This window comes from uncultured Brachyspira sp., from assembly GCF_910588665.1.
In the GTDB taxonomy this organism is placed as follows: Bacteria; Spirochaetota; Brachyspiria; order Brachyspirales; family Brachyspiraceae; genus Brachyspira.
Genome location: NZ_CAJUPR010000001.1, coordinates 1 through 25,086 on the forward strand (window position 1 = coordinate 1; position 25,086 = coordinate 25,086).

At 32.9% G+C, this 25,086-nt stretch carries 39 protein-coding genes and 1 pseudogene; 35 read left to right on the forward strand and 5 right to left on the reverse strand.

What is annotated here, in order from left to right; all coding sequences use genetic code 11:
* Window positions 1-109 precede the first annotated feature (109 nt).
* Window positions 110-769, reverse strand: a complete 660-nt coding sequence (gene hisIE, locus QZ306_RS00005) for a bifunctional phosphoribosyl-AMP cyclohydrolase/phosphoribosyl-ATP diphosphatase HisIE (protein WP_295159339.1) — start codon at window positions 767-769, stop codon at window positions 110-112.
* Between the two features lie 424 nt (window positions 770-1,193).
* On the opposite strand from hisIE, the gene rpsL reads away from it, so the two are divergent.
* From rpsL to QZ306_RS00180, 35 genes and pseudogenes are all read left to right on the forward strand, one after another.
* Window positions 1,194-1,568 carry a 30S ribosomal protein S12 gene (gene rpsL, locus QZ306_RS00010; RefSeq protein ID WP_295159341.1) on the forward strand — a complete coding sequence of 125 codons (375 nt, stop codon included), beginning with the start codon at window positions 1,194-1,196 and terminating at the stop codon, window positions 1,566-1,568.
* A 14-nt stretch (window positions 1,569-1,582) separates the two neighbouring features.
* Window positions 1,583-2,053 (forward strand): 30S ribosomal protein S7, encoded by a 471-nt coding sequence (gene rpsG / locus QZ306_RS00015; RefSeq protein WP_295159343.1) that lies wholly within the window; start codon window positions 1,583-1,585, stop codon window positions 2,051-2,053.
* Between the two features lie 19 nt (window positions 2,054-2,072).
* A complete protein-coding gene (gene fusA / locus QZ306_RS00020; protein ID WP_295159345.1) occupies window positions 2,073-4,154 on the forward strand; it encodes an elongation factor G in 2,082 nt (693 codons plus the stop codon).
* A gap of 65 nt (window positions 4,155-4,219) precedes the next feature.
* The gene (gene tuf, locus QZ306_RS00025; RefSeq protein WP_295159347.1) at window positions 4,220-5,446 is read left to right on the forward strand and encodes an elongation factor Tu; all 1,227 of its coding nucleotides are present in this window, start codon (window positions 4,220-4,222) and stop codon (window positions 5,444-5,446) included.
* An 80-nt stretch (window positions 5,447-5,526) separates the two neighbouring features.
* A complete protein-coding gene (gene rpsJ, locus QZ306_RS00030; RefSeq protein ID WP_295159348.1) occupies window positions 5,527-5,832 on the forward strand; it encodes a 30S ribosomal protein S10 in 306 nt (101 codons plus the stop codon).
* A gap of 102 nt (window positions 5,833-5,934) precedes the next feature.
* Window positions 5,935-6,588 carry a 50S ribosomal protein L3 gene (gene rplC / locus QZ306_RS00035; RefSeq protein ID WP_295159349.1) on the forward strand — a complete coding sequence of 218 codons (654 nt, stop codon included), beginning with the start codon at window positions 5,935-5,937 and terminating at the stop codon, window positions 6,586-6,588.
* Window positions 6,589-6,613: 25 nt separating this feature from the next.
* On the forward strand, window positions 6,614-7,261 hold the full coding sequence (gene rplD, locus QZ306_RS00040; RefSeq protein ID WP_295159351.1) for a 50S ribosomal protein L4: 648 nt from the start codon (window positions 6,614-6,616) through the stop codon (window positions 7,259-7,261).
* Between the two features lie 11 nt (window positions 7,262-7,272).
* Complete coding sequence (rplW, locus tag QZ306_RS00045; RefSeq protein ID WP_295159998.1) at window positions 7,273-7,566, forward strand: 50S ribosomal protein L23; 294 nt, start codon at window positions 7,273-7,275, stop codon at window positions 7,564-7,566.
* A gap of 13 nt (window positions 7,567-7,579) precedes the next feature.
* Window positions 7,580-8,416, forward strand: coding sequence for a 50S ribosomal protein L2 (gene rplB / locus QZ306_RS00050; RefSeq protein WP_295159353.1), 837 nt, complete (start codon window positions 7,580-7,582; stop codon window positions 8,414-8,416).
* Complete coding sequence (gene rpsS / locus QZ306_RS00055) at window positions 8,416-8,685, forward strand: 30S ribosomal protein S19 (protein WP_008723378.1); 270 nt, start codon at window positions 8,416-8,418, stop codon at window positions 8,683-8,685. Before rplB ends, rpsS begins: the two co-directional genes overlap by 1 nt.
* An 11-nt stretch (window positions 8,686-8,696) precedes the next feature.
* On the forward strand, window positions 8,697-9,104 hold the full coding sequence (gene rplV / locus QZ306_RS00060) for a 50S ribosomal protein L22 (RefSeq protein ID WP_295159355.1): 408 nt from the start codon (window positions 8,697-8,699) through the stop codon (window positions 9,102-9,104).
* A gap of 3 nt (window positions 9,105-9,107) precedes the next feature.
* Window positions 9,108-9,845, forward strand: coding sequence for a 30S ribosomal protein S3 (gene rpsC / locus QZ306_RS00065; protein WP_295159357.1), 738 nt, complete (start codon window positions 9,108-9,110; stop codon window positions 9,843-9,845).
* The gene (gene rplP / locus QZ306_RS00070; RefSeq protein ID WP_295159359.1) at window positions 9,845-10,258 is read left to right on the forward strand and encodes a 50S ribosomal protein L16; all 414 of its coding nucleotides are present in this window, start codon (window positions 9,845-9,847) and stop codon (window positions 10,256-10,258) included. Before rpsC ends, rplP begins: the two co-directional genes overlap by 1 nt.
* Window positions 10,258-10,464, forward strand: coding sequence for a 50S ribosomal protein L29 (gene rpmC / locus QZ306_RS00075; RefSeq protein ID WP_295159361.1), 207 nt, complete (start codon window positions 10,258-10,260; stop codon window positions 10,462-10,464). The genes rplP and rpmC overlap by 1 nt, the downstream gene beginning before the upstream one ends.
* A gap of 12 nt (window positions 10,465-10,476) precedes the next feature.
* Window positions 10,477-10,734: pseudogene (gene rpsQ, locus QZ306_RS00080) on the forward strand (30S ribosomal protein S17); the annotation flags it as partial.
* A gap of 110 nt (window positions 10,735-10,844) precedes the next feature.
* On the forward strand, window positions 10,845-11,213 hold the full coding sequence (rplN, locus tag QZ306_RS00085; protein WP_295157605.1) for a 50S ribosomal protein L14: 369 nt from the start codon (window positions 10,845-10,847) through the stop codon (window positions 11,211-11,213).
* Window positions 11,214-11,215: 2 nt separating this feature from the next.
* Window positions 11,216-11,557: a 50S ribosomal protein L24 gene (gene rplX, locus QZ306_RS00090; protein ID WP_295159363.1), complete on the forward strand. Its 342-nt coding sequence runs from the start codon at window positions 11,216-11,218 to the stop codon at window positions 11,555-11,557.
* A gap of 16 nt (window positions 11,558-11,573) precedes the next feature.
* Window positions 11,574-12,137 (forward strand): 50S ribosomal protein L5, encoded by a 564-nt coding sequence (gene rplE / locus QZ306_RS00095; protein WP_295159365.1) that lies wholly within the window; start codon window positions 11,574-11,576, stop codon window positions 12,135-12,137.
* Window positions 12,137-12,322, forward strand: coding sequence for a type Z 30S ribosomal protein S14 (locus tag QZ306_RS00100; protein WP_295159368.1), 186 nt, complete (start codon window positions 12,137-12,139; stop codon window positions 12,320-12,322). Before rplE ends, QZ306_RS00100 begins: the two co-directional genes overlap by 1 nt.
* An 18-nt stretch (window positions 12,323-12,340) precedes the next feature.
* Window positions 12,341-12,742, forward strand: a complete 402-nt coding sequence (rpsH, locus tag QZ306_RS00105; protein WP_295159371.1) for a 30S ribosomal protein S8 — start codon at window positions 12,341-12,343, stop codon at window positions 12,740-12,742.
* 24 nt (window positions 12,743-12,766) lie between these two features.
* Window positions 12,767-13,339: a 50S ribosomal protein L6 gene (gene rplF / locus QZ306_RS00110; RefSeq protein ID WP_295159375.1), complete on the forward strand. Its 573-nt coding sequence runs from the start codon at window positions 12,767-12,769 to the stop codon at window positions 13,337-13,339.
* Window positions 13,340-13,349: 10 nt separating this feature from the next.
* Window positions 13,350-13,706 carry a 50S ribosomal protein L18 gene (rplR, locus tag QZ306_RS00115; protein ID WP_295159377.1) on the forward strand — a complete coding sequence of 119 codons (357 nt, stop codon included), beginning with the start codon at window positions 13,350-13,352 and terminating at the stop codon, window positions 13,704-13,706.
* A 47-nt stretch (window positions 13,707-13,753) separates the two neighbouring features.
* Window positions 13,754-14,236, forward strand: a complete 483-nt coding sequence (gene rpsE / locus QZ306_RS00120) for a 30S ribosomal protein S5 (RefSeq protein WP_295160000.1) — start codon at window positions 13,754-13,756, stop codon at window positions 14,234-14,236.
* Window positions 14,236-14,415, forward strand: coding sequence for a 50S ribosomal protein L30 (rpmD, locus tag QZ306_RS00125; RefSeq protein ID WP_295159381.1), 180 nt, complete (start codon window positions 14,236-14,238; stop codon window positions 14,413-14,415). Before rpsE ends, rpmD begins: the two co-directional genes overlap by 1 nt.
* Window positions 14,416-14,426: 11 nt before the next feature.
* Window positions 14,427-14,918, forward strand: coding sequence for a 50S ribosomal protein L15 (gene rplO, locus QZ306_RS00130; RefSeq protein WP_295159383.1), 492 nt, complete (start codon window positions 14,427-14,429; stop codon window positions 14,916-14,918).
* An 11-nt stretch (window positions 14,919-14,929) separates the two neighbouring features.
* Window positions 14,930-16,270, forward strand: coding sequence for a preprotein translocase subunit SecY (gene secY / locus QZ306_RS00135; protein ID WP_295159385.1), 1,341 nt, complete (start codon window positions 14,930-14,932; stop codon window positions 16,268-16,270).
* Window positions 16,271-16,274: 4 nt separating this feature from the next.
* Entirely contained in the window at window positions 16,275-16,493 is a 219-nt protein-coding gene (gene infA, locus QZ306_RS00140; RefSeq protein ID WP_012671636.1) for a translation initiation factor IF-1, read from the forward strand.
* Between the two features lie 24 nt (window positions 16,494-16,517).
* Complete coding sequence (gene rpmJ / locus QZ306_RS00145) at window positions 16,518-16,634, forward strand: 50S ribosomal protein L36 (protein ID WP_137999362.1); 117 nt, start codon at window positions 16,518-16,520, stop codon at window positions 16,632-16,634.
* Window positions 16,635-16,656: 22 nt separating this feature from the next.
* Window positions 16,657-17,046: a 30S ribosomal protein S13 gene (gene rpsM / locus QZ306_RS00150; protein WP_008723417.1), complete on the forward strand. Its 390-nt coding sequence runs from the start codon at window positions 16,657-16,659 to the stop codon at window positions 17,044-17,046.
* A gap of 58 nt (window positions 17,047-17,104) precedes the next feature.
* Entirely contained in the window at window positions 17,105-17,473 is a 369-nt protein-coding gene (gene rpsK, locus QZ306_RS00155) for a 30S ribosomal protein S11 (RefSeq protein WP_300485249.1), read from the forward strand.
* 39 nt (window positions 17,474-17,512) lie between these two features.
* Window positions 17,513-18,139 carry a 30S ribosomal protein S4 gene (rpsD, locus tag QZ306_RS00160; protein WP_295159393.1) on the forward strand — a complete coding sequence of 209 codons (627 nt, stop codon included), beginning with the start codon at window positions 17,513-17,515 and terminating at the stop codon, window positions 18,137-18,139.
* A gap of 30 nt (window positions 18,140-18,169) precedes the next feature.
* Window positions 18,170-19,144 carry a DNA-directed RNA polymerase subunit alpha gene (locus tag QZ306_RS00165; protein WP_295159396.1) on the forward strand — a complete coding sequence of 325 codons (975 nt, stop codon included), beginning with the start codon at window positions 18,170-18,172 and terminating at the stop codon, window positions 19,142-19,144.
* Window positions 19,145-19,183: 39 nt separating this feature from the next.
* Window positions 19,184-19,570: a 50S ribosomal protein L17 gene (rplQ, locus tag QZ306_RS00170; RefSeq protein ID WP_295159398.1), complete on the forward strand. Its 387-nt coding sequence runs from the start codon at window positions 19,184-19,186 to the stop codon at window positions 19,568-19,570.
* 120 nt (window positions 19,571-19,690) lie between these two features.
* Complete coding sequence (gene rho / locus QZ306_RS00175; RefSeq protein WP_295159400.1) at window positions 19,691-21,187, forward strand: transcription termination factor Rho; 1,497 nt, start codon at window positions 19,691-19,693, stop codon at window positions 21,185-21,187.
* A 24-nt stretch (window positions 21,188-21,211) separates the two neighbouring features.
* On the forward strand, window positions 21,212-21,763 hold the full coding sequence (locus QZ306_RS00180; RefSeq protein WP_295159402.1) for a Smr/MutS family protein: 552 nt from the start codon (window positions 21,212-21,214) through the stop codon (window positions 21,761-21,763).
* Between the two features lie 2 nt (window positions 21,764-21,765).
* On the opposite strand, the gene QZ306_RS00185 is transcribed toward QZ306_RS00180, so the two are convergent.
* From QZ306_RS00185 to fabZ, 4 genes are read right to left on the reverse strand one after another with little or no spacing between them, the layout of a single operon-like run.
* The gene (locus QZ306_RS00185) at window positions 21,766-22,590 is read right to left on the reverse strand and encodes a hypothetical protein (protein WP_295159405.1); all 825 of its coding nucleotides are present in this window, start codon (window positions 22,588-22,590) and stop codon (window positions 21,766-21,768) included.
* On the reverse strand, window positions 22,590-23,717 hold the full coding sequence (gene lpxB, locus QZ306_RS00190) for a lipid-A-disaccharide synthase (RefSeq protein ID WP_295159407.1): 1,128 nt from the start codon (window positions 23,715-23,717) through the stop codon (window positions 22,590-22,592). The genes QZ306_RS00185 and lpxB overlap by 1 nt, the downstream gene beginning before the upstream one ends.
* Window positions 23,714-24,508: an acyl-ACP--UDP-N-acetylglucosamine O-acyltransferase gene (lpxA, locus tag QZ306_RS00195; protein WP_295159410.1), complete on the reverse strand. Its 795-nt coding sequence runs from the start codon at window positions 24,506-24,508 to the stop codon at window positions 23,714-23,716. The genes lpxB and lpxA overlap by 4 nt, the downstream gene beginning before the upstream one ends.
* A 40-nt stretch (window positions 24,509-24,548) precedes the next feature.
* On the reverse strand, window positions 24,549-25,007 hold the full coding sequence (gene fabZ / locus QZ306_RS00200) for a 3-hydroxyacyl-ACP dehydratase FabZ (protein ID WP_295159412.1): 459 nt from the start codon (window positions 25,005-25,007) through the stop codon (window positions 24,549-24,551).
* Window positions 25,008-25,086: the final 79 nt, after the last annotated feature.

The following is a 25,086-nucleotide window of genomic DNA, read 5'->3' on the forward strand; positions in this document are numbered from 1 at the left end:
TAATAATTATTAATTCAAGAATGATGATGAATTATAACATAAAAGATATATTATTTCTATGCTTATGCTTTGCCGATAAAGACTATATTTTTTAGATGCTAAATTTTTATTATTTCATACTTTTCTGCTTTTCTTTTTTATCTTTCATAGACCTTCCTGCAAGCTCATGTTTTATATCATTTATAGTTATATTTTTTTCAGCCATCAATACTAATGTATGATATAATAAATCTGATATTTCATATATAGTTTCTTTATTAGAGTTATTTTTAGCCCCTATTATAACTTCAGTGCATTCTTCACCTACTTTTTTTAGTATTTTATCTATTCCGCTTTTAAAAAGATATGCAGTGTAAGAGTCTTCCATATTGTTAATTTTTCTTTCTTTTATTAATTCGTATAATTTATCAATGGAAAAATCTTTATAATCTTCTTTTGAATATAAGTCGTTAAAAAAACATGACTGCGAAAGAGTATGACATGCAGGACCTTCTTTTATAACTTCTATAACTAATGCATCATTATCGCAGTCAGATTTTATGCTTTGTATATGCTGATAATTTCCAGATGTCTCTCCTTTTCTCCATAGTTTTTGCCTGCTTCTGCTGTAGAAACAAGTTTTTCCTTCTTCAATAGATATTTTAAGACTTTCTTTATTCATATATGCAAGAGTCAATACTTCTTTTGTATAGTAATCTATAATAATGGCTGGTATTAATCCTTTATTATCAAATTTTAAATTTTCTATATTAGCTGAATTTTCCTTCATAAAAATAAATCCTTTTAAATATTATTAATAGTATGCTATAATTATAATTTTTTGCAATATTTTTTGATAATTTTATTTTTGTATTTAAATATTATAAAAAATTTTTTTTATTTAATTTTTTTTATTAAAATGATTAATAAAATTTCTACTTAAAAAATCATTTTATTTTAAAAAAATAAAAAAAATTAATAAATTATTATTGATTTTTTTATTTTGTTGCTTTATAATTTTCTCACTTTCATAAAAACGATTAAAGCGTATAGTATGTTTTCTCATTATTAATTAGTTTTTAATACTATAAATTGCTCAGTTTTGTAAATACTGTTTCGTGTTTGAAGTTTTAATTTTACAAATATTATTGCAGTCATTACTTTAAGTAATGTATTGGCTTATAAATAAAAAAAAATTAGAGGTTTTGTATTTTATGCCTACAATTAATCAATTAATAAGAAAAGGTCGCAAGCGTATAATAAATAAAACAAAATCGCCTGCATTAATGAAATGTCCGCAAAGAGAAGGGGTGTGCACCCGCGTAACAACAACTACGCCTAAGAAACCTAACTCCGCTATGCGTAAAATTGCCCGTGTAAGAGTTACAAACGGTATGGAGGTAACAGCTTATATATCAGGTATAGATCATACGCTTCAGGAGCATAACCGTGTTCTTATAAGAGGCGGACGTGTTAAGGATTTGCCGGGATGCCGTTATCATATAGTCAGAGGAAGCAGAGAAGCTACAGGTGTGGAAAAAAGAATGAAGGCTAGAAGTAAATACGGTACTAAAAAGCCTAAGGCTTAATGGAGTAAATTAATATGGCTAGAAGAAGAAGAGCACAAACTAGAAAAATAGATGCAGATCCTGTTTACGGCAGTGTTGTTATAAGTAAGTTTATTAATAAGCTTATGTATGACGGTAAAAAAAGTAAAGCTGAAAATATATTTTATAAAGCTATGGATTTGGTTAAAGAAAAAACTGGTAAAGGCGGTTTAGAAGCTTTTAATGAGGCTATAGAAAATATCAAGCCCCGTGTAGAGGTGAAATCAAGAAGGGTAGGAGGATCCACATATCAGGTTCCTGTTGATGTTAGACCTGACAGGCAGAATTCATTAGCCTTTACATGGCTTATAGACGCTTCAAGAAAAAGAGGCGGAAGAAGTATGATAGAACGTTTATCAAATGAAATAGTTGATGCTATAGGCGGCAAAGGTCAGGCAGTTGCTAAGAGAGATACGGTTCATAGAATGGCTGAAGGTAATAAGGCATTTGCACACTTTAGGTGGTAGTTTTTAAGGAGAGAGTTTAGTGGCACGTCAAATTTCATTAGAGAATACGCGTAATATTGGTATTATGGCGCATATTGATGCGGGTAAAACTACTTTAAGCGAACGCATTCTTTATTTTACAGGTAAGACTCATAAAATCGGAGAAGTTCATGAAGGTGCGGCGGAGATGGACTGGATGGATCAGGAAAGAGAAAGAGGAATCACTATTACATCTGCTGCTACAACATGTTTTTGGAACGGCAACAGAATTAATTTAATAGATACGCCGGGACACGTAGACTTTACTGTGGAAGTGGAAAGATCTTTAAGGGTTTTAGATAGCGCTATAGGAGTTTTTTGCTCCGTAGGCGGAGTTCAGCCTCAAAGCGAAACTGTTTGGAGACAGGCAAGCAATTATAAAATTCCCAGAGCTATTTTTGTTAATAAAATGGACAGAATAGGAGCTAATTTTTATGCTGTCTTAGATCAGACTAGGGACAGATTAAAAGCCAATAGTCACCCTGTGGTTATACCTATAGGTGCGGAAAGTAATTTTGAGGGTGTTGTTGACTTAGTGAATATGAAAGAAATAATTTGGGTTTCTGAAGACGGTATGAAGATTGAAGAGAAAGAAATCAGACCTGAATTAAAAGAAAAAGCGGAAGAATATAGAAATTCATTATTGGAAGCTATTGTTGAATATGATGATGATGCTATGAATAAGTTTTTTGAAGGTGAGGAAATTGATGTTTCTACTATAAAAAGACTTATAAGAACAGCAACATTAACTGCGGATTTCTTTCCGATGTTCTGCGGTACTGCATTCAAAAATAAGGGTATTCAGGTATTGATAAATGCCATAATTGATTATCTGCCTTCTCCTTTAGATAAATCAGAAATAGAAGGCACAGACTTAAACGGGAATGAATTAAAAAGAAAAATATCTGATGATGAAAAATTCAGCGCATTGGCATTTAAAATAATGACGGATCCTCATGTAGGAAAAATAGCTTTTTTCAGGGTTTATTCTGGAGTATTGGAAGCTGGTTCTTATATATTTAATGCTACAAAAGGTAAAAGAGAGCGTATAGGAAGAATACTTCAGATGCATGCAAATAAAAGAGAAGAGATAGATACCGTATATGCGGGAGATATAGCGGCTGCGGTTGGTCTTAAGGAAACAACAACAGGTGATACATTGTGTCCTGAAAATGCTCCTATAATACTGGAGGCTATAAACTTTCCCGAGCCCGTAATCAATGTAGCTATAGAGCCTAAAACAAAAGGCGACAGAGATAAAATGTCGGTGGCTTTGTCCAGACTTGCCGAAGAAGATCCTACATTCAAAGTAAGTTTTGATGAGGAAACAGGTCAGACAATCATAGCAGGTATGGGTGAGCTTCACTTGGAAATTATCTGCGATAGAATGAAAAGAGAATATAAAGTTGAGGCGAATGTGGGGCGTCCTCAGGTATCTTATAGGGAAGGTATTAAGAAAACTGTTGAAGTTCAAGGTAAATTTGTGCGTCAGTCTGGCGGTAAGGGTCAATACGGAGATGTATGGCTTAGAATAGGGCCTAATGAGCCTAATGCTGGATTTAAATTTAATAATGAAATTGTAGGAGGAGCTGTTCCCAGAGAATATATACCTGCTGTGGAAAAAGGCTGCGCAGAATCTATGAATACTGGGGTTCTTGCCAATTATCCTATGCTTGATGTTGTTGTATCTGCTTATGACGGTTCTTTCCATCCTGTGGATTCTTCTGAAATGGCATTTAAAATAGCGGCTTCAATGGGATTTAAAGAAGGCTGTAAAAAAGCAGATCCGTTTTTGCTGGAGCCTATGATGACTGTAGAGGTTGTAACCCCTGAAGATTATATGGGTGATATTATAGGCGATTTAGCTTCAAGAAGAGGTCAGGTTCATGGATTTACTGATAAATCAGGATATAAATCTATCAATGCTACAGTGCCTCTTGCCGAGATGTTCGGTTATACCACAAGTATAAGAAATGTTTCTCAGGGAAGAGCCAGCTATACTATGCAGTTTTCTCATTATGAAGAAGTGCCTAAAAATGTGGCTGAGGAGATAATAGGTGCTAGAATGGGTAATAGTAAATAATTAATTAAAATTTTATAAATTATAAAAAATAAATTTCCTAAAGTATAAATAATTGGAGGATTAAAATGGCTAAAGGAACTTACGAAGGTAAAAAGACACACGTAAATGTTGGTACTATCGGACACGTTGACCATGGTAAAACAACATTAACATCGGCAATAACATCAGTATCATCTGCTATGTTTCCTGAAACAGTGCAGAAAGTTGCTTATGATTCGGTAGCAAAAGCTTCTGAAAGTCAGGGAAGAAGAGACCCTACAAAAATATTGACAATCGCAACATCTCATGTTGAATATGAATCAGATAATAGACACTATGCCCATGTGGACTGTCCAGGTCACGCTGACTATATTAAAAATATGATAACAGGTGCTGCTCAAATGGACGGTGCTATATTGGTAGTATCTGCCGAAGACGGTGTAATGCCCCAGACAAAAGAACATGTGCTTCTTTCAAGGCAAGTAGGTGTAAATTATATAGTAGTATTTTTGAATAAATGTGATAAATTAGATGATCCTGAAATGGCTGAAATAGTTGAAGCAGAGGTAATAGATGTATTGGATCATTACGGTTTTGACGGTTCAAAAACTCCTATCATTAGAGGTTCTGCCATTAAAGCTATTCAGGCTATTGAAGCAGGTAAAGATCCTAGAACAGATGCTGATTGTAAATGCATATTGGATCTTTTAAATGCTTTAGATACATATATTCCTGATCCTGTACGCGAGGTTGATAAAGACTTTTTGATGTCAATTGAAGATGTATACTCAATTCCGGGAAGAGGTACTGTTGTTACAGGAAGAATTGAGAGAGGCAAAATCAAAAAAGGCGATGAGGTTGAAATTGTGGGTATCAGAGCTACTCAGAAAACAACTTGTACAGGCGTAGAAATGTTCAAAAAAGAAGTTGAAGGTATAGCTGGTTATAATGTAGGCTGTCTTTTGAGAGGTATTGAGCGTAAAGCTGTAGAAAGGGGTCAGGTATTAGCTAAGCCTGGTACTATTACTCCTCATAAAAAATTTGAAGCTGAAGTTTATATTTTGAAAAAAGAAGAAGGCGGAAGACATAGTGGTTTTGTAACAGGATACAGACCTCAAATGTATTTCAGAACAACAGATGTAACAGGCGTAATTAATTTGCAGGAAGGTGCTCAAATGATTATGCCAGGAGATAATGCCAACTTAACTATTGAACTTATCACTCCGATAGCTATGGAAGAAAAACAAAGATTTGCTATCCGCGAAGGCGGTAAAACAGTAGGCAACGGTGTTGTAACAAAAATATTAGAATAATAAATTAATAAATAAAAAGGGTATGCCTTTTATAAAGATATACCCTTTAATAAATTAAGAGAAAGCGAGTAATTCAAACTATGAAAGAACAGAAAATACGAGTTAAACTAAAAGCCTTTGATATTGAGCTTATTGATCAATCGGCTCAGTCTATAGTAGCCAGTGTAAAGAAAACTGGTGCCAGAGTGTCTGGACCTATACCATTGCCTACAAGCATACGAAAGGTAACAGTAATAAGAAGTCCGCATGTAAATATTAAATCAAGAGAGCAATTTGAGATGCGTATATATAAAAGATTAATAGATATCTTTGATGTTACATCTCAGACAACGGAATCTCTTAAAAAATTGGCGCTTCCTGCTGGGGTTGATGTTCAGCTTAAATAGGCGTTTAATTAAGGTATTAAGATAAAGCTTTACTACGTTTTATCTGTAATAGTTTGAAACAATGGAAAAGTAGTAAGTAAAATCATTATAGAGGATTCGCCGATGGTAGGAATAATTGGCAGAAAATTGGGTATGACGACAGTTTTTGATGAAACTGGAAATGCTATAGCAGTAACAGTTGTAGAAGCTGGTCCATGCACAGTTATGCAGATAAGAGATAATGAGAAAGATGGCTACAGTGCTATTCAATTGGGTTATGGTGCCGTAAAAGAAAAGCATTTAAAAAAGCCACAGATAGGTCAATTTAAAAAAGCAAATTTAGAGCCTAAGAAATATTTAAAAGAATTCAGAATGGACAATACTAGTTCATATACTGTAGGTCAGGAAGTTAAAGCGGATATATTTCAAGCAGGCGATTTTATAGATGTTAGTTCTTTGAGTAAAGGTCGCGGTTTTGCGGGAGTAATGAAAAGACATAATTATGACGGAGGTCCTATGAGCCATGGATCTAACTTCAGAAGAAGAGCAGGTTCTATAGGATGCAACAGTTATCCTGCAAGAGTCTGGAAAGGTAAAGGTATGCCTGGACACTTAGGTGATACATTAACTACTATACAAAATTTGAAGGTAGTTGAAATAAGACCTGATGATAATTTAATTATGATTAAAGGAGCAATACCTGGTGCAGTTAATAGTATAGTAAAATTAACATCAGCTGCTAAAAAACGCAATAAGAAAAAGAACTCAATGAATTGATTTATAGCAATAACAGGATGATAAAATGGAAGTAGTTATACTAAATGAAAATGGAGATAATGCAGGCAATTTGGAAATTGTTGATGAGATATTTAAGTCGGAAGTTAACAATAATCTGCTTTATGAAGCAATTAAAAATGAATTGGCTAACAGAAGACAGGGGACTCACTCTACAAAAACCAGAGCGGAAGTTTCAGGAGGCGGTAAAAAGCCTTGGAGACAAAAAGGTACAGGAAGAGCAAGAGCTGGTTCCACAAGATCTCCGATATGGGTGGGAGGAGGTAAAACTCATACTCCTAAGCCCCGTGATTATAGTTATAGATTGCCTAAAAAGATGAAACGCAAGGCTCTTCTGTCTGTTTTATCTTTGAAATATGGAAGTAATGTTCTTAAAGTTTTTGAGGATTTCACTTTTGATGCCCCTAAAACAAAAAGAATGGCTAGTTTTATAAGTAAGGTTAAAGAACCAAGCACAAGAAAAGTGGCGTTTGTAGTAGGTAAAGATGAATCTTTAGGTGATAATTATAATAGATTATTATTATCTTTAAGAAACATTAAGGATTTAAAGCTTGTAAATGCAGACAGCATGTCTATACATCCTTTATTTTATGCCGACGAAGTATATTTTACTAAAACGGCTTTATCTAAATTAAATGCTAGAATTAAGGGTTAAAAAATATGAGTATGTATTCACTTTTAATCGAGCCTATACTTACAGAAAAAAGTAATATGCTTAGAACCGAGCCTAGAGGAACAGAGAAGCGTTATTATGTATTTAAAGTAAGACAGGACGCTAATAAGCGGGAATTAATGAAAGCGGTTGAAAAAATATTTAATGTGCATCCGCTGGATTGTAAAATAATAAATGTTAAGCCTAAAAAGAAAAATCGAAGAATGAGCAGACGCGGATATACCCGCAGTTATAAGAAAGCGATTATAGTTCTTGACGGCAAAGAATCAATAGATATAGTAAAATAATTAAGGATAACCGATGGCTATTAAAAAATTTAAACCGACAACACCAAGTTTGCGTTATCGTACTGTAGTGGATTTTTCGGATATTACAACAAATGAGCCTTGCAAATCATTAGTATGCGGTAAAAAGCGTATAAGCGGACGCGGTTCTAACGGGCGTATAACTATGCGTCGTAGAGGAGGCGGGCATAAAAAACTTTTTAGATTTGTGGATTTCAGAAGAGATAAACATGATGTGGAAGCTAAAGTTGTTTCTATTGAATATGATCCTAACAGAAGTGCTCATATAGCGCTGCTTCATTATACAGATGGCGAAAAGAGATATATAATACAGCCATCAGGATTAAATGTAGGCGATAGAGTGGTAAGCGGCGAGAATGCAAAAGTAAAAATAGGATGCAGTTTGCCGTTGAAAAAAATTCCGTTAGGCACTATAATACATAATATTGAAATAACTCCTGGAAAAGGCGGTCAGCTTGTAAGGGCTGCAGGCGGTGGTGCTCAGATAACTGCAAAATCCGGAGGTTATTGCGTAATAAGACTTCGTTCTGGAGAAGAGAGAAGAATATTGGAAAATTGCTATGCCACTATAGGGCAGATTGGAAATTTAGATCACTTTAATACAACAGATGGAAAAGCAGGCACTACAAGACATAAGGGCAGAAGACCTAAAGTAAGAGGTGTTGTAATGAACCCTGTAGATCACCCTCATGGCGGAGGCGAAGGCAAAAGCGGACAAGGTAATCCGCATCCCGTTTCTCCGACTGGCATACCTACTAAGGGTTATAAGACTAGAAAAAAACATAAATATTCTGACAGATTAATAATTAAAAGAAGAGGGGGTAAAAAATAATGTCTCGCTCTATTAAAAAAGGACCTTTTGTAGATAAAAATCTATTTAAGAAAATACAGGCTGGAGATAATAAGCATCAGATAAAAACATACAGCCGTGCTTCAACAATTATTCCAGAAATGATAGGCTTCACTATAAATGTTCATAATGGAAAAACATTTGTAGCTGTTTATATACAAGAGAATATGATAGGTCATAAATTAGGCGAATTTGCACCGACAAGGAAATTTATATCTCATGCAGGTGCCGCTAAAGTAGGTAAGAAATAAGGATTTAGACTATGGATTATAAAGTAAAGGTACGTTATTTACGCATTGGTCGCAGAAAAGTGGCAAGGTTGCTTCCGTTTGTTAAAGGTGAGTATGTAAATCATGCTGTATCTAATCTTACAGTTATGCCGCAAATGTCATCGGTAGTTCTAAGAAAAGCTATTAAGAGCGGAATAGCTAATGCTATATTCCAATCAAGAAATATTAACCCTGATATATTATGGATAAAAACTGCTTATGTGGATAAAGCTCCTACATTAAAGCGAATACGTGCAGCAAGCAGAGGAAGTGCAGATCCTATATTAAAAAGACTTTCACATATTACTATAGTGTTAAGTGATGATAAAAAACCTGAAAAGAAAAAAATTAAAGCTAAGAGTGCTAAAGCGGAAGAAGCACCTAAAACAGCGGAGGTATAAACTATGGGTCAAAAGGTTAGTCCAATAGGCTTAAGACTCGGAATTAATAAAACTTGGTCTAGTAAATGGTTTGAAGATAACAGAACTTATGCTGACAGCCTGCATGAGGATTTATCTATCAGACGATATATAATGAATTATTATTATAAAACATTAAAAGAAGAGCAAAAGAAAATCGGCGGAAAAAAAGAGTCGTTTGATCCTGCCATATCCGATATACAAATAGTGCGTTTTCCTGATAGAATCAATATTTTCATATCTACTGCAAGAGCAGGGGTTGTGATAGGACCAAAAGGTCAGAGAGTTGAAACTATAAAAACAACGGTTCAGAAAATAGTAAAAAAACCTGTGCATTTTTCTATTACAGAAATAAGAGATGCAGAACTGGATGCAGCTTTAGCAGCTCAGAATGTTGCCCGTCAATTAGAAATGCGCATTGCTTTCAGAAGAGCTATGAAAAGTGTTATAACTCAGGCTATGAAGAAAGGCGCTAAAGGTATAAAAGTAATGTGTTCAGGACGCTTAGCAGGAGCCGATATCGCAAGAACAGAACAATATAAAAATGGTTCAGTACCATTACATACATTAAGAGCTAATATAGATTACGGCACTGCAGAAGCGCTTACTACTTTCGGTATTATCGGAATAAAAGTGTGGATCTATAAGGGGGAAATTCTTGATAAGAAAGAACATAGACAAGATGATGCAGGTAAAGTTATCAGTGCCAAAGGAGATAGATAATGTTACAACCTTCAAGAATGAAATATCGTAAGCATCATAGAGGCAGAATGAAAGGTAAATCTAAGAGAGGAAGCAATTTAACTTTCGGAGATTACGGCTTAATGGCATTAGAACCTGTATGGCTTACCGACAGGCAAATTGAAGCTGCCCGTATTGCCGTATCAAGACATGTGAAACGCGTGGGTAAGATGTGGATAAAGGTATTTCCTGATAAGCCTTATACTAAAAAACCTGCTGAAACCAGAATGGGTAAAGGTAAAGGTAATGTTGAATATTGGGTGGCTGTAGTTAAGCCAGGAAAAGTAATATTTGAAATAGCGGGTGTTCCTGAAGAGTTAGCTCAATCGGCTTTCAGATTAGCAGGCTTCAAGCTTCCTATCAAAACAAAGTTCATTAAGAGGGAGGCTATATAATGGCTAAAGATAAAAAAGATTATAGATCATTGTCTTTAGAAGAACTTAAAACTGAACTTCTAAAATTAGAGAAAAAATATCAAGATCATAGATTTGAAAAAGTTGTAGGCGATGCAAGACAAACTCATCAGCTTAAAAAAGCCCGTAAAGATATAGCCAGAGTTAAGACATTTATTCGTCAGCATGAACTTGGCATGAAAAAATAGTGAGGTATTACTGTGGAAAGCAAAGCAAAAAAATATAAAAGAGTACTTGAGGGAATTGTGGTTTCTGATAAAATGGATAAAACCATAGTTGTAAAAGTAGAAATCAGGCAGAAACACCCTCTTTACGGTAAAACTATTAGCAAAAATAAACGCTATAAAGCCCATGATGAAAAAAATGAATGCCATGAAGGTGATTTGGTAAGAGTAATAGAATGCAGACCTATTAGTAAAGATAAAAAATTCAGATTGACAAAAATAATCAAGAAATCGGATCGTATAGAAAAAGATTCTATAGACAGCGATGTAGAGAATGTATTAAAACGTGAAAAACATGCTTCTGAATCGGCAGTTTCTTCACAGGTTGAAGGAGAGTAATAATTATGATACAGGTACCAAGTACTCTTAATGTAGCCGATAATACCGGTGTTAAAAAGCTAAAATGTATTAAGGTATTAGGCGGAAGCAGACGCAGATATGCTACTTTAGGCGATATAATTGTTTGCTCTGTTACGGATATAATACCTACTTGTTCTATAGAAAAGGGTAAAGTTGTTAAAGCTGTAATTGTAAGAGTAAAAAAAGAAGTTAGACGCCCTGATGGTTCTTATATAAGGTTTGATGAGAATGCTGCTGTTATAGTGGACGATAAGAAAGAACCTAGAGGAAAACGCATATTCGGACCTGTTGCCCGTGAACTTAGGGACAGAGGCTTTATGAAGATAGTATCACTTGCACCAGAGGTAATATAATTATGATAAAAAAACAAGATTTAAGTAAGACAAAATATAAAGTAAAAAAAGGCGATACTGTTGAAGTAATAGCAGGCGAACAAAGCGGAGAACGCGGCGAAGTATTATCAATAGATAGAGCAAGAGGAAGAGTTTTAATTAAAAATATAAATATGGTTAAAAAAACTATGCCTAAAAGTCAGGAGAATCAGAAGGGCGGTATAGTTGAAAAAGAAGCTTCAATACATATATCCAATGTAATGGTAGTAAGTAAATCTGGTAAAACTACTAGAGTTGGAAGAAAAGAAGTAGACGGTAAATTAAAAAGATATGCCAAAAAATCGGGTGAAGTTCTTGATAAGTAAGTAGGAGAAATAAATTATGTCAGTATTGAAAGATAGGTATGAAAAAGAAATTAAGCAGTATCTACTAAAAGATATGAATTTAAGTTCTGTAATGGCTATTCCTAAAATTGAGAAAATAATAATCAATATGGGAATAAGTCAGGCTGTAACAGATAAAAAATACGTTGATTCTGCTGTAGAAGAACTAAGCCAGATAGCTGGACAGAGAGCCGTTGTAACAAGAGCCAAAAAGTCTATAGCCAACTTCAAATTAAGACAAGGTATGCCTATAGGATGCAGAGTAACTTTAAGAGGCGATAGAATGTATGATTTTCTTGAAAGATTAATATTTATAGCATTGCCTAGAGTAAGAGATTTTCAGGGTATTCCTAGAAAAGGTTTTGACGGTAATGGCAATTATAATTTGGGAATAAAAGAGCATACTATATTTCCAGAGATAAGTTTTGATAAAACAGATGCCGTAAAAGGCTTAAATATAACAATAGTAACTACTGCAGATAATGATGAAATGGGACGTACTTTATTGGAAAAAGTCGGACTGCCGTTTCGTGCTGCACCTAAAACTCAGGAGAATAAATAATGGCTAGATTGGCACTTAAAGTTAAAGCTGAAAAAAAACAAAAATATAAAACAAGACAATATAATCGCTGCCCTATATGCGGAAGACCCCGCGCTTATATAAGACAATATAAGATGTGCAGAATATGTTTCAGAGATTTAGCAAATAAAGGTTTGATACCAGGGGTAACTAAATCTAGTTGGTAATTTTAAGGAGAATTATAAATGAGCGTACATGATCCAATAGCAGATGCTTTAACTATAATAAGAAATGGATGTAGAGCAAAAAAAGATTCTGTTACTATACCTTTTTCTACAAAAATGGAAAATATACTTGCAATTTTGAAGAAAGAAGGATATATTAATGACTTCAAAAAAGCAGAAGTAAAAGATAAAAATTTTTTCCGCATAGAAATAGATTTGAAATATTATGAGGGAAGTTCTGTAATAGAAGGCATTAAAAGAGTATCAACTCCGGGCTTGAGAGTTTATACATCGGTAGATACTATACCTCAAGTTAAAAACGGTTTCGGTATATCTGTAATATCAACAAGCAAAGGCGTAATGACAGACAAGGAAGCTAAAAAAGAAAATGTCGGCGGCGAAGTTTTATGCTACATTTGGTAATAAATTATTTAGAGGGTATTGATAATGAGTAGATTGGCAAATAAACCTATAGCGATTCCTCAAAATGTTGAAATAAAAATAGATGGAAATAAGGTAATCGTAAAAGGTAAAAGAGGGGAGTTGACAAGAGAGTTTTTTGATTATATAATAATTAAACTTGAAAATAATTCTATTTTTGTTAAACCTCCTAAGATTGACAGTACTGATGAAACAGCTATTAAAGAAAATAGAACTAAATATTCCGCACAGTTAGGTTTAGTGTGGAAGCTTATTTCTAATATGATAGAAGGTGTTAGCAACGGATATAAAAAAGTTCTTCAGTTGGAAGGTACAGGTTATCGTTCTAATGTTCAGGGTGATATTATAACATTGCAGTTAGGCTTTTCAAGCGATATTAAGATGAAAATACCTGAGGGCATAAAAGTAACGGTGGAAAAAGACACTAAAATTATTATTGAAGGCAATGATAAAGAACAAGTGGGTGAGCTTGCTATGAATATCAAAAAGAAAAGACCTGTTGAGCCTTATAAAGGCAAAGGCGTCAGATTTGAAGGCGAGTATGTAAAATATAAAGAAAGTAAAAAAGCTGCTAAGTAAGGGGTGGTTTATGAGTTTAAGAGAAAAAATTAAAGCTCAGCGAGAAAGAAGAAAAAGAAGCATTCGCATTAAAATAGAGGGAAGTTCAGAGCGTCCTAGACTTACGGTTTATAAAAGTCTTAAATATGTTTCCGCTCAGATAATAGATGATAGCAAAGGATTAACTTTAGTATCGGCATCTTCTCAGGAAAAAGATTTAAAAAGCGGTAAGAATACGGATATAGCTAAAGAAATAGGTAAAGTTTTGGCTGTCAGAGCAAAAGAAAAAAATATAAATGAAGTTGTCTTTGACAGAAACGGCTATATATATCATGGAAAAATAAAATCCTTAGCTGACGGTGCCCGCGAAGCAGGATTAAAATTTTAAGGAGTATAACTTTGGCACACGATATAAATAATAACGAAGAAAAAAGTATGTATGAAGAGCGTCTGATAACTTTAAATAGAGTTGCTAAAGTTATGAAAGGCGGAAGACGTTTTAGATTTGCAGCTTTAATGGTTTTAGGCGATAAAAATGGTCATGTAGGCTTAGGTTATGGAAAAGCTAATGAAGTGCCTGATGCTATCAGAAAAGCTATAGAACAGGCTAAAAAAAATATGATAGAAGTTAATTTGAAAGGTGAAACTATACCGCATAATACTATTGGAGTTTTTAGAAGCAGCAGAATAATAATGAAGCCCGCTTCAAAAGGTACGGGAGTTATTTCGGGCGGTCCTGCACGTGCGGTATTGGAATTGGCAGGAGTTAAAAATATTCTTTCAAAATCTTTAGGTAATAATAATTCTATGAATCTGGCTAAAGCTACTTTTGAAGGCTTAAAATCTTTGAAAACAGTAAAGTATATGGCTAATAAAAGAGGCATAAGTATAGAACAGATTTATGGGAGGGCAAAATAATGGCTAAAGTTGTAATAACATTAGTTAAATCTCCTATAGGTTATGAAAAATCTCAAAGAGATACTGTTGTGGCATTGGGTTTTAAAAAGAAAAAAAGAGTTGTGGAACATGAAGCAACTCCTCAGATAAACGGAATGATAAATAAAATATCACACCTTCTTAAAGTAGAGTATAAGTGAGGTCTTAGAAAATGGCACAGGAAAATACAAAAATATTAAGAGCTCCTAAAGGATCAAGCAAAAAGCGTCACAGAGTTGGAAGAGGACAGGGTTCAGGCTGGGGATGCACTGCAGGCAGAGGTAATAAGGGTGCTCAATCCCGTTCTGGATACAGCAGAAGAGCAGGTTTTGAAGGCGGACAAATGCCTTTACATAGAAGGATTCCTAAAAGCGGTTTTAGTAATGCTGCTTTTAAAAAATGTGTTGATATTATTAATGTCGGTGATTTGGATTCAATAGGCACTAATGAAATAACAAGAGAAACTTTAATAAAATTAGGATTTTTATCTTCTAAGAGAGATTATATAAAACTTCTTTCTATGGGTGAGGTAAAAAATGCAGTAACTATTACAGTTGATATGGTTAGTAAAAAAGCTATAGAAAAAATTGAGAAATCAGGCGGTAAAGTTATAATACATGAGCGTAAAAAATATATTAGAAAAAAAGAAGATAAAAAATCTTAAGGTAAATTATAATGCTGAAATCATTAACTAATATATTTAGAGTACAAGAGTTAAGAAGCAGAATTCTATTTACTATTGCAGCAATATTAGTTTATAGAATAGGCAGTCATATCCCAACTCCCGGCATAGATCCATCGGCTCTTTTAGGCTTTCTTTCATCATCGCAGGGCGGTGCGGGTCTTTTAACTATAATGGATCTATTTTCAGGAGGTGCTTTATTTAGATTTTCTATATTGGCGCTTGGTATTATGCCTTATATTTCCGCTTCCATTATAATGCAGCTTCTAGGCGTGGTAATTCCATCGCTTGAAAGAATGCAGAAAGAAGGAGAAAGCGGACGTAAGAAGATAAATCAGTATGTCAGATATCTGACACTTGTTCTTTGTATAGTACAGTCTGCAGCTATGGCTAGCTGGATTCAAAGTATAAATGAAGGTACTATGATATTTATGAGTCCGGGAATAGGCTTCATAGTTCTTGTAGTTGTAACAGCTACTGCCGGTACCATGTTCTTAATGTGGCTAGGTGACCAGATTACAGAGCGCGGCCTTGGTAATGGTATATCTGTTATAATTTTTGCAGGTATTGTTGCGCGTATTCCTGCAGGCGTTTATGATGTTATACAGAAAAGAGATAGTGAATATATGAATTCTTTAGTTATAGTTCTTTTCTTTATAATTTTTGCAATAGTAATATTCTGTGTGGTTTATGAAGAAAGCGGACAAAGAAGAATTCCTGTTCAGTATGCTAAACGGGTGGTTGGAAGAAAGGTTTTGGGAGCTCAATCAACTCATATACCTTTTAAAATTAATCCGTCTGGTGTTATACCTATAATATTTGCTTCAGCTTTAATGGCAATTCCTGCGCAAGTAGCTAGTTTAACTAGAGGGGTTCAATGGAGATGGCTTGATGCTTTGCTTAGATTCTTTTCTTATGGAAGCTGGGCATATATAATCCTTTATTGTCTTTTAGTTATAATGTTTGCTTATGTTTATACATCTGTACAGTTTAATCCTGATGATATAGCTGAGAATCTTAAAAAATCAGGAGGTTTTATACCAGGATATAGACCAGGTACTCAAACTGCGGAATATTTAAAAACGGTATTAAGTAGAATTACTATAGGCGGTTCAATATTTTTAGCTGCTATAGCAGTATTTCCAGATTTGATGTCTAAGATTCCTGTATTTGCTCCTTTTAGAGGTACAAATAATTCGCTTGTATATCTAATGGGAGGAACTTCTGTAATGATTAGTGTAAGCGTTGCTGTTGAATTATTAAAACAAATAGAATCCTATCTGCAAATGCATAATTATGACGGTATATTAAAAAAGTCTAAAGTGAGAAGGTAATAATATGGCTGAGAGAGAAACTATAGAGGTTGAAGGTACGGTTGTAGAACCTCTTCCGAATGCCACTTTCAGAGTGGAATTAGAAAATGGTCATAAAATATTGGCTCATATATCAGGTAAAATGCGTATGAATTTTATCCGCATACTTCCCGGTGATAAGGTAACTATAGAAATGTCTCCCTATGATTTAACAAAGGGCAGAATAATTTATCGTTATAAGTAATAAATTAAATGGAGATTAGTTACAATGAAAGTAAAAAGTTCTATAAAAAAGCGCTGTAATGACTGCCAAATAGTTAAAAGAAAAGGCATCGTTAGAGTAATATGTAAGAAAAACCCAAGACATAAACAAAAACAGAAGTAATTAATTTAAGGAGATAATTAATATGGCACGTTTAATGGGTGTTGAAATAAGAAATAATAAAAGAATAGAAATAGCCCTTACTGATATATATGGTATAGGACGCACTCTTGCTCATGTTATTTGTGATAAAGCCAATATAGATTATTCTATTAAAGCTAAAGATTTAACAGATGCACAAATTACAGCATTAAGAGATGCAATAGAAGCCACCACTAAAGTGGAAGGTGATTTGCGTACAGAACTTTACAATAATATAAAACGTCTGAAAGATATTCACTCATATCGAGGTATGCGTCATATTAAAAGGCTTCCTGTACATGGTCAGCGCACCCGTACTAACTCTCGTAATGCCAGAGGCGGCGGTGCAAGAAAGGCTATTGCCGGTAAGAAAAAAGCACCGGGTAAAAAATAATTAATGGGGGATAATAGTGGCTACTCAGAAAGGTAAAAAAAATTTAAAAGATAAAAAAATCAGAAAAGATAGAAAAGTTGAAGCTTTTGGTATAGTACATATAAAAGCTAGTTTTAATAATACAATAGTTACTATAACAGATAGAAACGGAGACACTTTATCTTGGGCTAGTGCAGGTTTGGATGGAGATTATAAAAGCAGTAAAAAATCAACTCCTTTTGCAGCTCAGGTTGCAAGCGAAAAGGCATCTAAAAAAGCTTATGATATGGGTGTTAGGGAAGTAGAGGTTTATGTAAAAGGTCCTGGAATGGGCAGAGAAAGCTCTGTAAGAGCAGTTGAAGCTTCAGGTCTTAAAGTTAAACTTATTAAGGACGTTACACCAATGCCGCATAACGGCTGTCGTCCTAAAAAAAGAAGAAGAATATAATAGTTAATTAATAATTGTATTTATAGGAGATGAATAATTATGGCAAGATATAGAGACGCTAGCTGCAGATTATGTCGCCGTGAAAAAATGAAGCTTATGTTAAAAGGCGATAGATGTCTTACTGCTAAATGTGCTATAACAAAAAGAAGAGATGTACCAGGTCCTAGTAACCGTAAAATGAAGCAGTTATCAGAGTATGGTATTCAGATGAGAGAAAAGCAAAAAGTTAAAAGAATTTACGGAGTTTTAGAAAAACAATTTAGAAATTACTATCATGAAGCTATAAGAATAGCTGGCGTATCAGGAGAAAATTTGCTTAGATTATTGGAACTTCGTCTTGATAATGTAGTTTACAGACTTGGACTTGCTAAAAGCAGAAATCAGGCTAGACAATTCATAACTCATGGTTTCATATCCGTTAATGGCAGAAGAATGACTATTCCTTCATATTGTGTTAAAGTAGGGGATAAAGTTTCCATAACTGAGAGAGGAAATGCAGTATCTGAAGTAAAATCAATAGTGGAAGTTTTAAAAAGCGAATATGTTCCAGCTTGGCTAAGCTTAGACCTTTCAAGTAAAACAGGTGAAATAGTAACTTTGCCTATAAGAGAGCATATAGAGTATCCTATTAATGAACAGCTCATTATTGAGTATTATTCTAAATAATGGAACTCTTTTATAAGGGGTATTATAATAATGGCATTAAAAGAAATATTAGAATCTATTAGACATCCTCATAGAGTTACTTTTGAAAAAAAAGATTTAACTCCTACTTATGGTAAATTTATAGCTCAGCCTTTTGAAAGGGGATATGCAGTAACGGTCGGTAATGCTTTAAGGAGAGTGCTATTGTCTTCTATACCCGGTTATGCTATTACTACTATTAAAATAGATGGTGTTAGCAATGAATTTGAAAATGTACCGGGAATGAAAGAGGACACTATAGTGATGATCATGCATCTTAAAAATGTTGTAGTATCTCTTCCTAATCATTTGGATACTAAAACTATTCATATGAAAAAAGAAGGTCCCTGCATTATTACAGCAGGAGATTTAGCTGCAGATGATGCAGAAGTTCAAGTGCATAATCCTGATTATTATATAGCAACTATTGCAGAAGGATATACTTTTGAAATGGATATTCAAATTGAAGGCGGTTATAGTTATGTTCCTGCTGAAATGAATATTGAATTATTGGAAGATATTAATGCTATAGCTATAGATGCTATATATTCGCCTATCGTGAGTGTTAAATATAATGTTGATCCTATAAGAGTCGGTCAGCGTATAGACTATGGAAAACTTACCCTTGAAATAGAAACTAAAGGAAATATAGCTCCTGATAAGGCTTTATCTCAAGCCGCTAAAATTTTAAGAGAAAATCTAAAGCATTTTATGGATCCTGAAGAGGCTAACGGAGATGATGAAAAAATTGAGGAAACTCCTAAAGATTCGGTTCTGGATTATCTTAAGGGGAAGCATATTGAAGAGGTTGAATTTTCTGTTAGAACAGCTAATTTCTTAATGGCTTCCGATTTAAAAACTTTAGATAAAGTAGCTGAAAAAACAGATACGGATCTATTAAGACTCATAGGTTCAAATGAAATGATTATAGAAGAAATTAAAGAGAAATTAGCGGAATATAATGCTCATCTTGGTATGAGGGGTTAACGATTAATATAGAAGTTAATAAACTTTAAGGATAGTAAAATGAGACATAGAGTTACAGTAAAAAAATTTAATAGAACAAGCGCACATAAAAAAGCTATGCTTTCAAATATGCTTACTTCTCTTTTTAAATATGAGAAAATAGAAACAACTAAAGAAAAGGGCAGAGCTATAAAGCAATTAGCCGATAAAATAATATACAGAGCTAAAGTTGATAATGTTCATAATAGAAGAACTATTTCAAAATATGTTAAAGATAAAAATGTACTTGCTAAGCTTTTTAAAGATATAGCTCCCAGATATGTTAATAAAGGCGGCGGTTATGTAAGAAAAATTTTATCGTATAAAAGATTTGGTGATGCTGCCGATATGTGTGTAGTAATGCTTTGTGAATCTGACGGCTCTTCTGTTAAAACTGAAAATAAATAAAATATAAATCAAGTTTATAAATCTAATATAAGCAAGTCAAGATAAATCTTACTTATGTGTTTTAGTTATAGCGATTATTCGCTATAGCTTTGCATAGTTAATTTTATCGGAGGAATTATTATGCCTTTTCAAACTAAAAAACACATTAAAGCTTTAGGCAAAAATGAAGAATTAGATACGCCTCAAGTTGTTAAAGTTAAAAGCGTAAGAAAAAAAGTAATTAAGCAAACAGCAGGCTCTTCTGAAACTATTAATGCTGAAGTTGAAAAATCTAAAAATGAAATAAATAATAATGAAGAGAGCAAAACTATTGAAGATATTAAAAAAATAAACAGACCGCATAATATACTTTATATCAGTAAACTGAGTGTTTTAACTTTTGAAGAATTATTAGAGTTTGCAGAAGCTTACGGAATAAGAAAAGATGCCAATAATAATATTAGAAGACAAGAACTTATGCATGCTATATTAAAAGCTCAAATAGCATTGGAAGGAAAGATAGTAGCAGAGGGTACATTAGAAACTTTACAGGACGGATTTGGTTTCCTTCGTTCTAAAAATAGTAATTATTTGGTTGGACCTGATGATATATATATTTCTCCTGCCCAAATAAGACTTTTCGGACTTAGAACAGGAGATCTTATTACAGGAGAGGTAAGACCTCCTAAAGATAATGCAGGAGAGAAATTTTTTGCATTACTTAGAATAGAAACCGTTAATGGAGAAGAGCCTAATAATCTTTATAAAAGACCCCATTTTGATAAACTTACTCCTATTTTTCCTAATGAGCGTATAGATTTAGAATTTGAGTCTAATAAAATTTCAACCCGTATTATTAATTTAGTTTCTCCAATAGGCAAGGGACAAAGGGGGTTAATTGTAGCACCTCCTAAAGCTGGTAAAACTATGATGCTTCAGGAAATTGCAAACTCTATTTGTAAAAATTATAAGGATATAAAGCTTTTTATACTTCTTATAGATGAGCGTCCTGAAGAAGTTACCGATATGAGAAGACAGGTTCCAGAAGCTGAAGTTATTGCATCTACTTTTGATGAAACTCCAGATAAGCATTGTCAGGTTTCTGAAATGGTACTTGAGAAAGCAAAAAGATTAGTAGAAAATAAACATGATGTAGTTATTATACTGGATTCTATTACAAGACTTTCAAGAGCTTATAATTTAGTAGTTCCTGCAAGCGGTAAAGTTTTAACAGGTGGTGTTGATTCTAATGCGCTTCATAAACCAAAAAGATTTTTCGGAGCTGCCAGAAATATAGAAGAAGGCGGTTCTCTTACCATTATTGCTTCTGCTTTAGTTGATACTGGAAGTAAAATGGACGATTATATTTATGAAGAGTTTAAAGGTACAGGAAATATGGAGCTTCATTTGGACAGAAAGCTTGCAAATAGAAGACTTTTTCCTGCTATTGATATTGATTCTTCTTCTACCAGAAGAGAAGATTTGCTTCTTACAGATGAAGAAAAAACTAAGATGTGGGCTTTGAGAAAGTTTATGCAGGCTCAGGGTATAGATGAGGATCAGTTAATAGAAACTGTTGTTGATAAAATGAATTCTACTAAAGATAATGCCGAGTTCTTAAAATTATTAAACTCATAAAATTGTTATTTAGGATTTATTATCATGTCAAAAGATTCTGAAGAAGATAAAAGACTATTTTTATTTTATTTAGAACATGGATATTTTCCTGATGAAAAAAATACAGAGCATAACAGTAAAAAATATGTAAATAAAAAAAATAAAGAATATAAAAAATATTTAAAAGAAGAATTAGCTTATACAAAAGAAGATGAAGATATGTTTTTAAATGCGGTTAAAAATCTTGACTGCACCAATCATTCTAAAAAATATATTTATGACAGAAAAATTAATACTAAGTTCAAACCGAATATTAAAAATGCGGTTCCTAAAGACAGAATTGATTTGCATGGATTTACAAGTGAAGCTGCTTTAATAGAAATTAAGAGTTTTATTTATGGATGTATGAAAAATAAGTTAAGCCCTGTATTAATTATACATGGGAAAGGTTTTGGAAGTGAAAATAAAATACCTGTACTTAAAAATTTAGTTGAGTATTATTTAGCAACTGATGGTAAAAATTATATAAGATATTCTTCAGACGCTCCAATACATTTAGGAGGAAGCGGGGCTAAAATAGTTTATTTGAATATATAAAATTAATATTTATTATAAGAAATTAAACTAAATCCTTTTTTCTTAATAGGAAGTATTAATTTTGAATGTGTTTTATGATTTTCATCATATATTTTTAAATGATCTTTAGGCTCTAAATTCTGATTAAAAAGTCTTAAATCGCATAATGCAAGTCCAAACCCTGCACTTTCAGTATTATCTAATTGTTCCGTAAAAAAATTTTCTATTAAATTCTGCATATAGTATTCTTTAAAAGTTAATCTTTTTGAGTCTATTCTTGTTCTGCTTATCATAGTGAGAGGAGCATCATTAACTATTTCTAATTCTATATTATTTTTATTTAATCTTATTATTAAATTTATTGTGAGTTTCTTTTTTTCATCGCAGCTGCATAATAATAATTTGGAATATTTATTTTTATCTATCTTTATATTATTGTCTATATCTTTAATAAGTTTATTTTCTAATTTTATGAATTCTTTTAGTTCTTTTAACGATTCTTTGTCTTTAATTATATTAGAATACTCTCCCATTATCTCATAATCATTAAAATATTCTCCGTTGTCTATTTTTACTAAGAAATCAGGAAATTTACTTATTAGTTTATTTATAGTAATAATATGAAGATATCTTGCTTTTATAGCATTGGAAATAAGCTCCATTATAATATATATGCAGTCGTCTTTATATCTGCTTATATTATATTTTTTTAATATTTCTTCCAATATGAAACTTATTCTATGCTTAGCTGTATTATTAAGCCAAGTAATATTAAACTTAATCGGACTTTTTTTATGATTTTTAATATATTTTTCTATTTCTTCTATACTAGTGTGAGTATCTATCATTAATTTATAATCTCTTTTGCTATACGCTCAAGCACATTTTTCTCGCCTAAAGTTTCTCTAACTCTAAGCAGATTATTGCTTGTTTTTCTGTAATATTCTTTATCAGTTAAATATTTAATAATATGACTTGCAATAGCATTAGGATTGCAATCGTTTTGAAGAAGTTCAGGGGCAGCTTCCTCATTAAGAAGAACATTCGGCATACCCACATATTTTATATTGGTAAGCAATTTTCCTAAAATAAAAGTAATATAGGATATTTTATAGCATATTACCATAGGCTTACCGTAACATGCAGCTAAAAGGCTGGCAGTACCGCTTGACATTATAAGAGCATTAGAATAAGAGTATACATATTCCTTTTCTTCTTCATATAATAGAGAATATGAAATTCCTTTAAGCAAGTCCTTATATTCATTTAGAATTTTTTTGATAGGTTCCACATATTCAGGGTATGCAATTGGTATTATAAATCTTATATTTGATAAGAGCGTGTCATTGAGTATCTTCATAGATTTAATAAATACTGGGGCTAGTTTTCTTATCTCCTGATTTCTGCTTCCGAATAGAACTCCTACAGTATATTCTTTTTTAGGCATATTTAATTCTGGTATATCTTTATTATAATCCAAATCGGCAAATGGATGACCACTGTACATTACATTACAGCCGTATTTTTTATATACTTCATAATCAAATAAAAAAGGCGTAATTAATTTTTTAGCCGAAAGCAGTCTTTTAGCATTCCAAGCTCCCCATATTCCTACATGCGGTGGAAAATAATAAATGTAATCTATTTTATTAGCCTTGCAGTATTTGGCTAATAAAAGATTAACGCCTTGATTATCTACAAGAAGCATAATATCAATTTTATTTTTTTTCAGATAATCTTTTAATATATTAAAAGAACCAAGTTTTTTAAAAGCTGTTTTAGGATTAACACCTTCGAATATTCCTATAGTGGATAATGTTGACATATCGGATAATATATTAACATTTGCCTTTTGCATTTCAACTCCGCCGAAACCGTCTAAAACTATATTAGGATTTAACTCTTTTATTTTTTTTGCTAATAAGGCACCTTGAATGTCGCCCGATACTTCGCCTGTAGCTATAAATATTCTCATACGGTTTTTCTGGGAGTTATTCCTCTTTTGGCTTTAGATATAAACTCTACAATATTTTTAGCTATATCATTTAATGAATCGTTATTTAAATATGTATCTAAGAATTCTTGTTTAGTTTTATTCCAATTATACCACATATCATAAGCCTCTTCAGCCTGAGAAATTTGCTCGGATGTAAAACCTGCTCTTCTCATTCCGACTAAATTAAGTTTATAAACAATAGCTTCCCCGGCATGGGAGGTTAATGCGAAAGGAAGTATATCTCTTCCTACAGCAGACATACCGCTGATCATAGAATATTGTCCTATGGCGCAGAATTGATGCACAACACAGTTTCCAGATATAAAAGCTCCCTTTTCAGCTCTTACATGTCCTGCAAGCAAAGCACCGTTGCAAATTATAACATTATCATGTATTTCGCAGTCATGGGCTATATGACCAGTAGCCATTATATAGCAGTTATTTTTTATAATAGTTTTTCCGTTTTCTTTACTGGCTCTATGCAAATTGGCAAATTCTCTGATTTCATTTCCATTTCCTATTTCAAGAAAGCTTACAGTTTTTCTATTAAAGCTTATATCCTGCGGTAAATTTCCTATTACTGCATGATCATGTATTATATTATTTTTTCCTATTGAGGTATATTCTTTTATTACGCAATGAGAGCCTATAATAGTATTTTCACCTATATTTACTTCTCCTTCTATAACAGCATAAGGACCGATTTCCGCACTGTCTGCAATTTCAGCAGAATCTGATATTACAGCCGTTTTATGTATATTATCTGACATTTTTGTTTCCCGCTTTTTTAATTTAAAATAAAAATTATTTTTATATTTTCATAGCTTCTTTATCTACCAAAAATAAGCCTAAATCTGCAGAGCATGCTAATTTATCATTAACTTTTACCTCGCCATGTGTTTTAAGCAGATTGCTGCTGAATGCCTGAACTGTAACAAACATATCCATTATATCTCCGGGTATTACGGGATTTTTAAACTTTACATTATCTATTTTGGCAAAAAACATAAATTTTTTTCCGTATTCATTTTCTTTTAATATGTTGATATAGCAGTATATTCCTGAAGTTTGTGCTAATGCTTCCACCATTAATACACCAGGCATAATAGGGCTTTCTGGAAAATGCCCTGTAAATTGAGGTTCATTAAAAGTTACATTTTTAACCGCATGAATTTTTCCGTCTTCAATACTTTCTACTTTATCAACAAGCAGAAAAGGATATCTATGAGGTAATAATTCCATTATTTTATTTATATTGATTTTTTCCATTTTTTATAATTCCTAAATAATATAATAATTAAAATATTTATACAGCAGAATTATATCATAAGAATAGTAAAGTTACAAG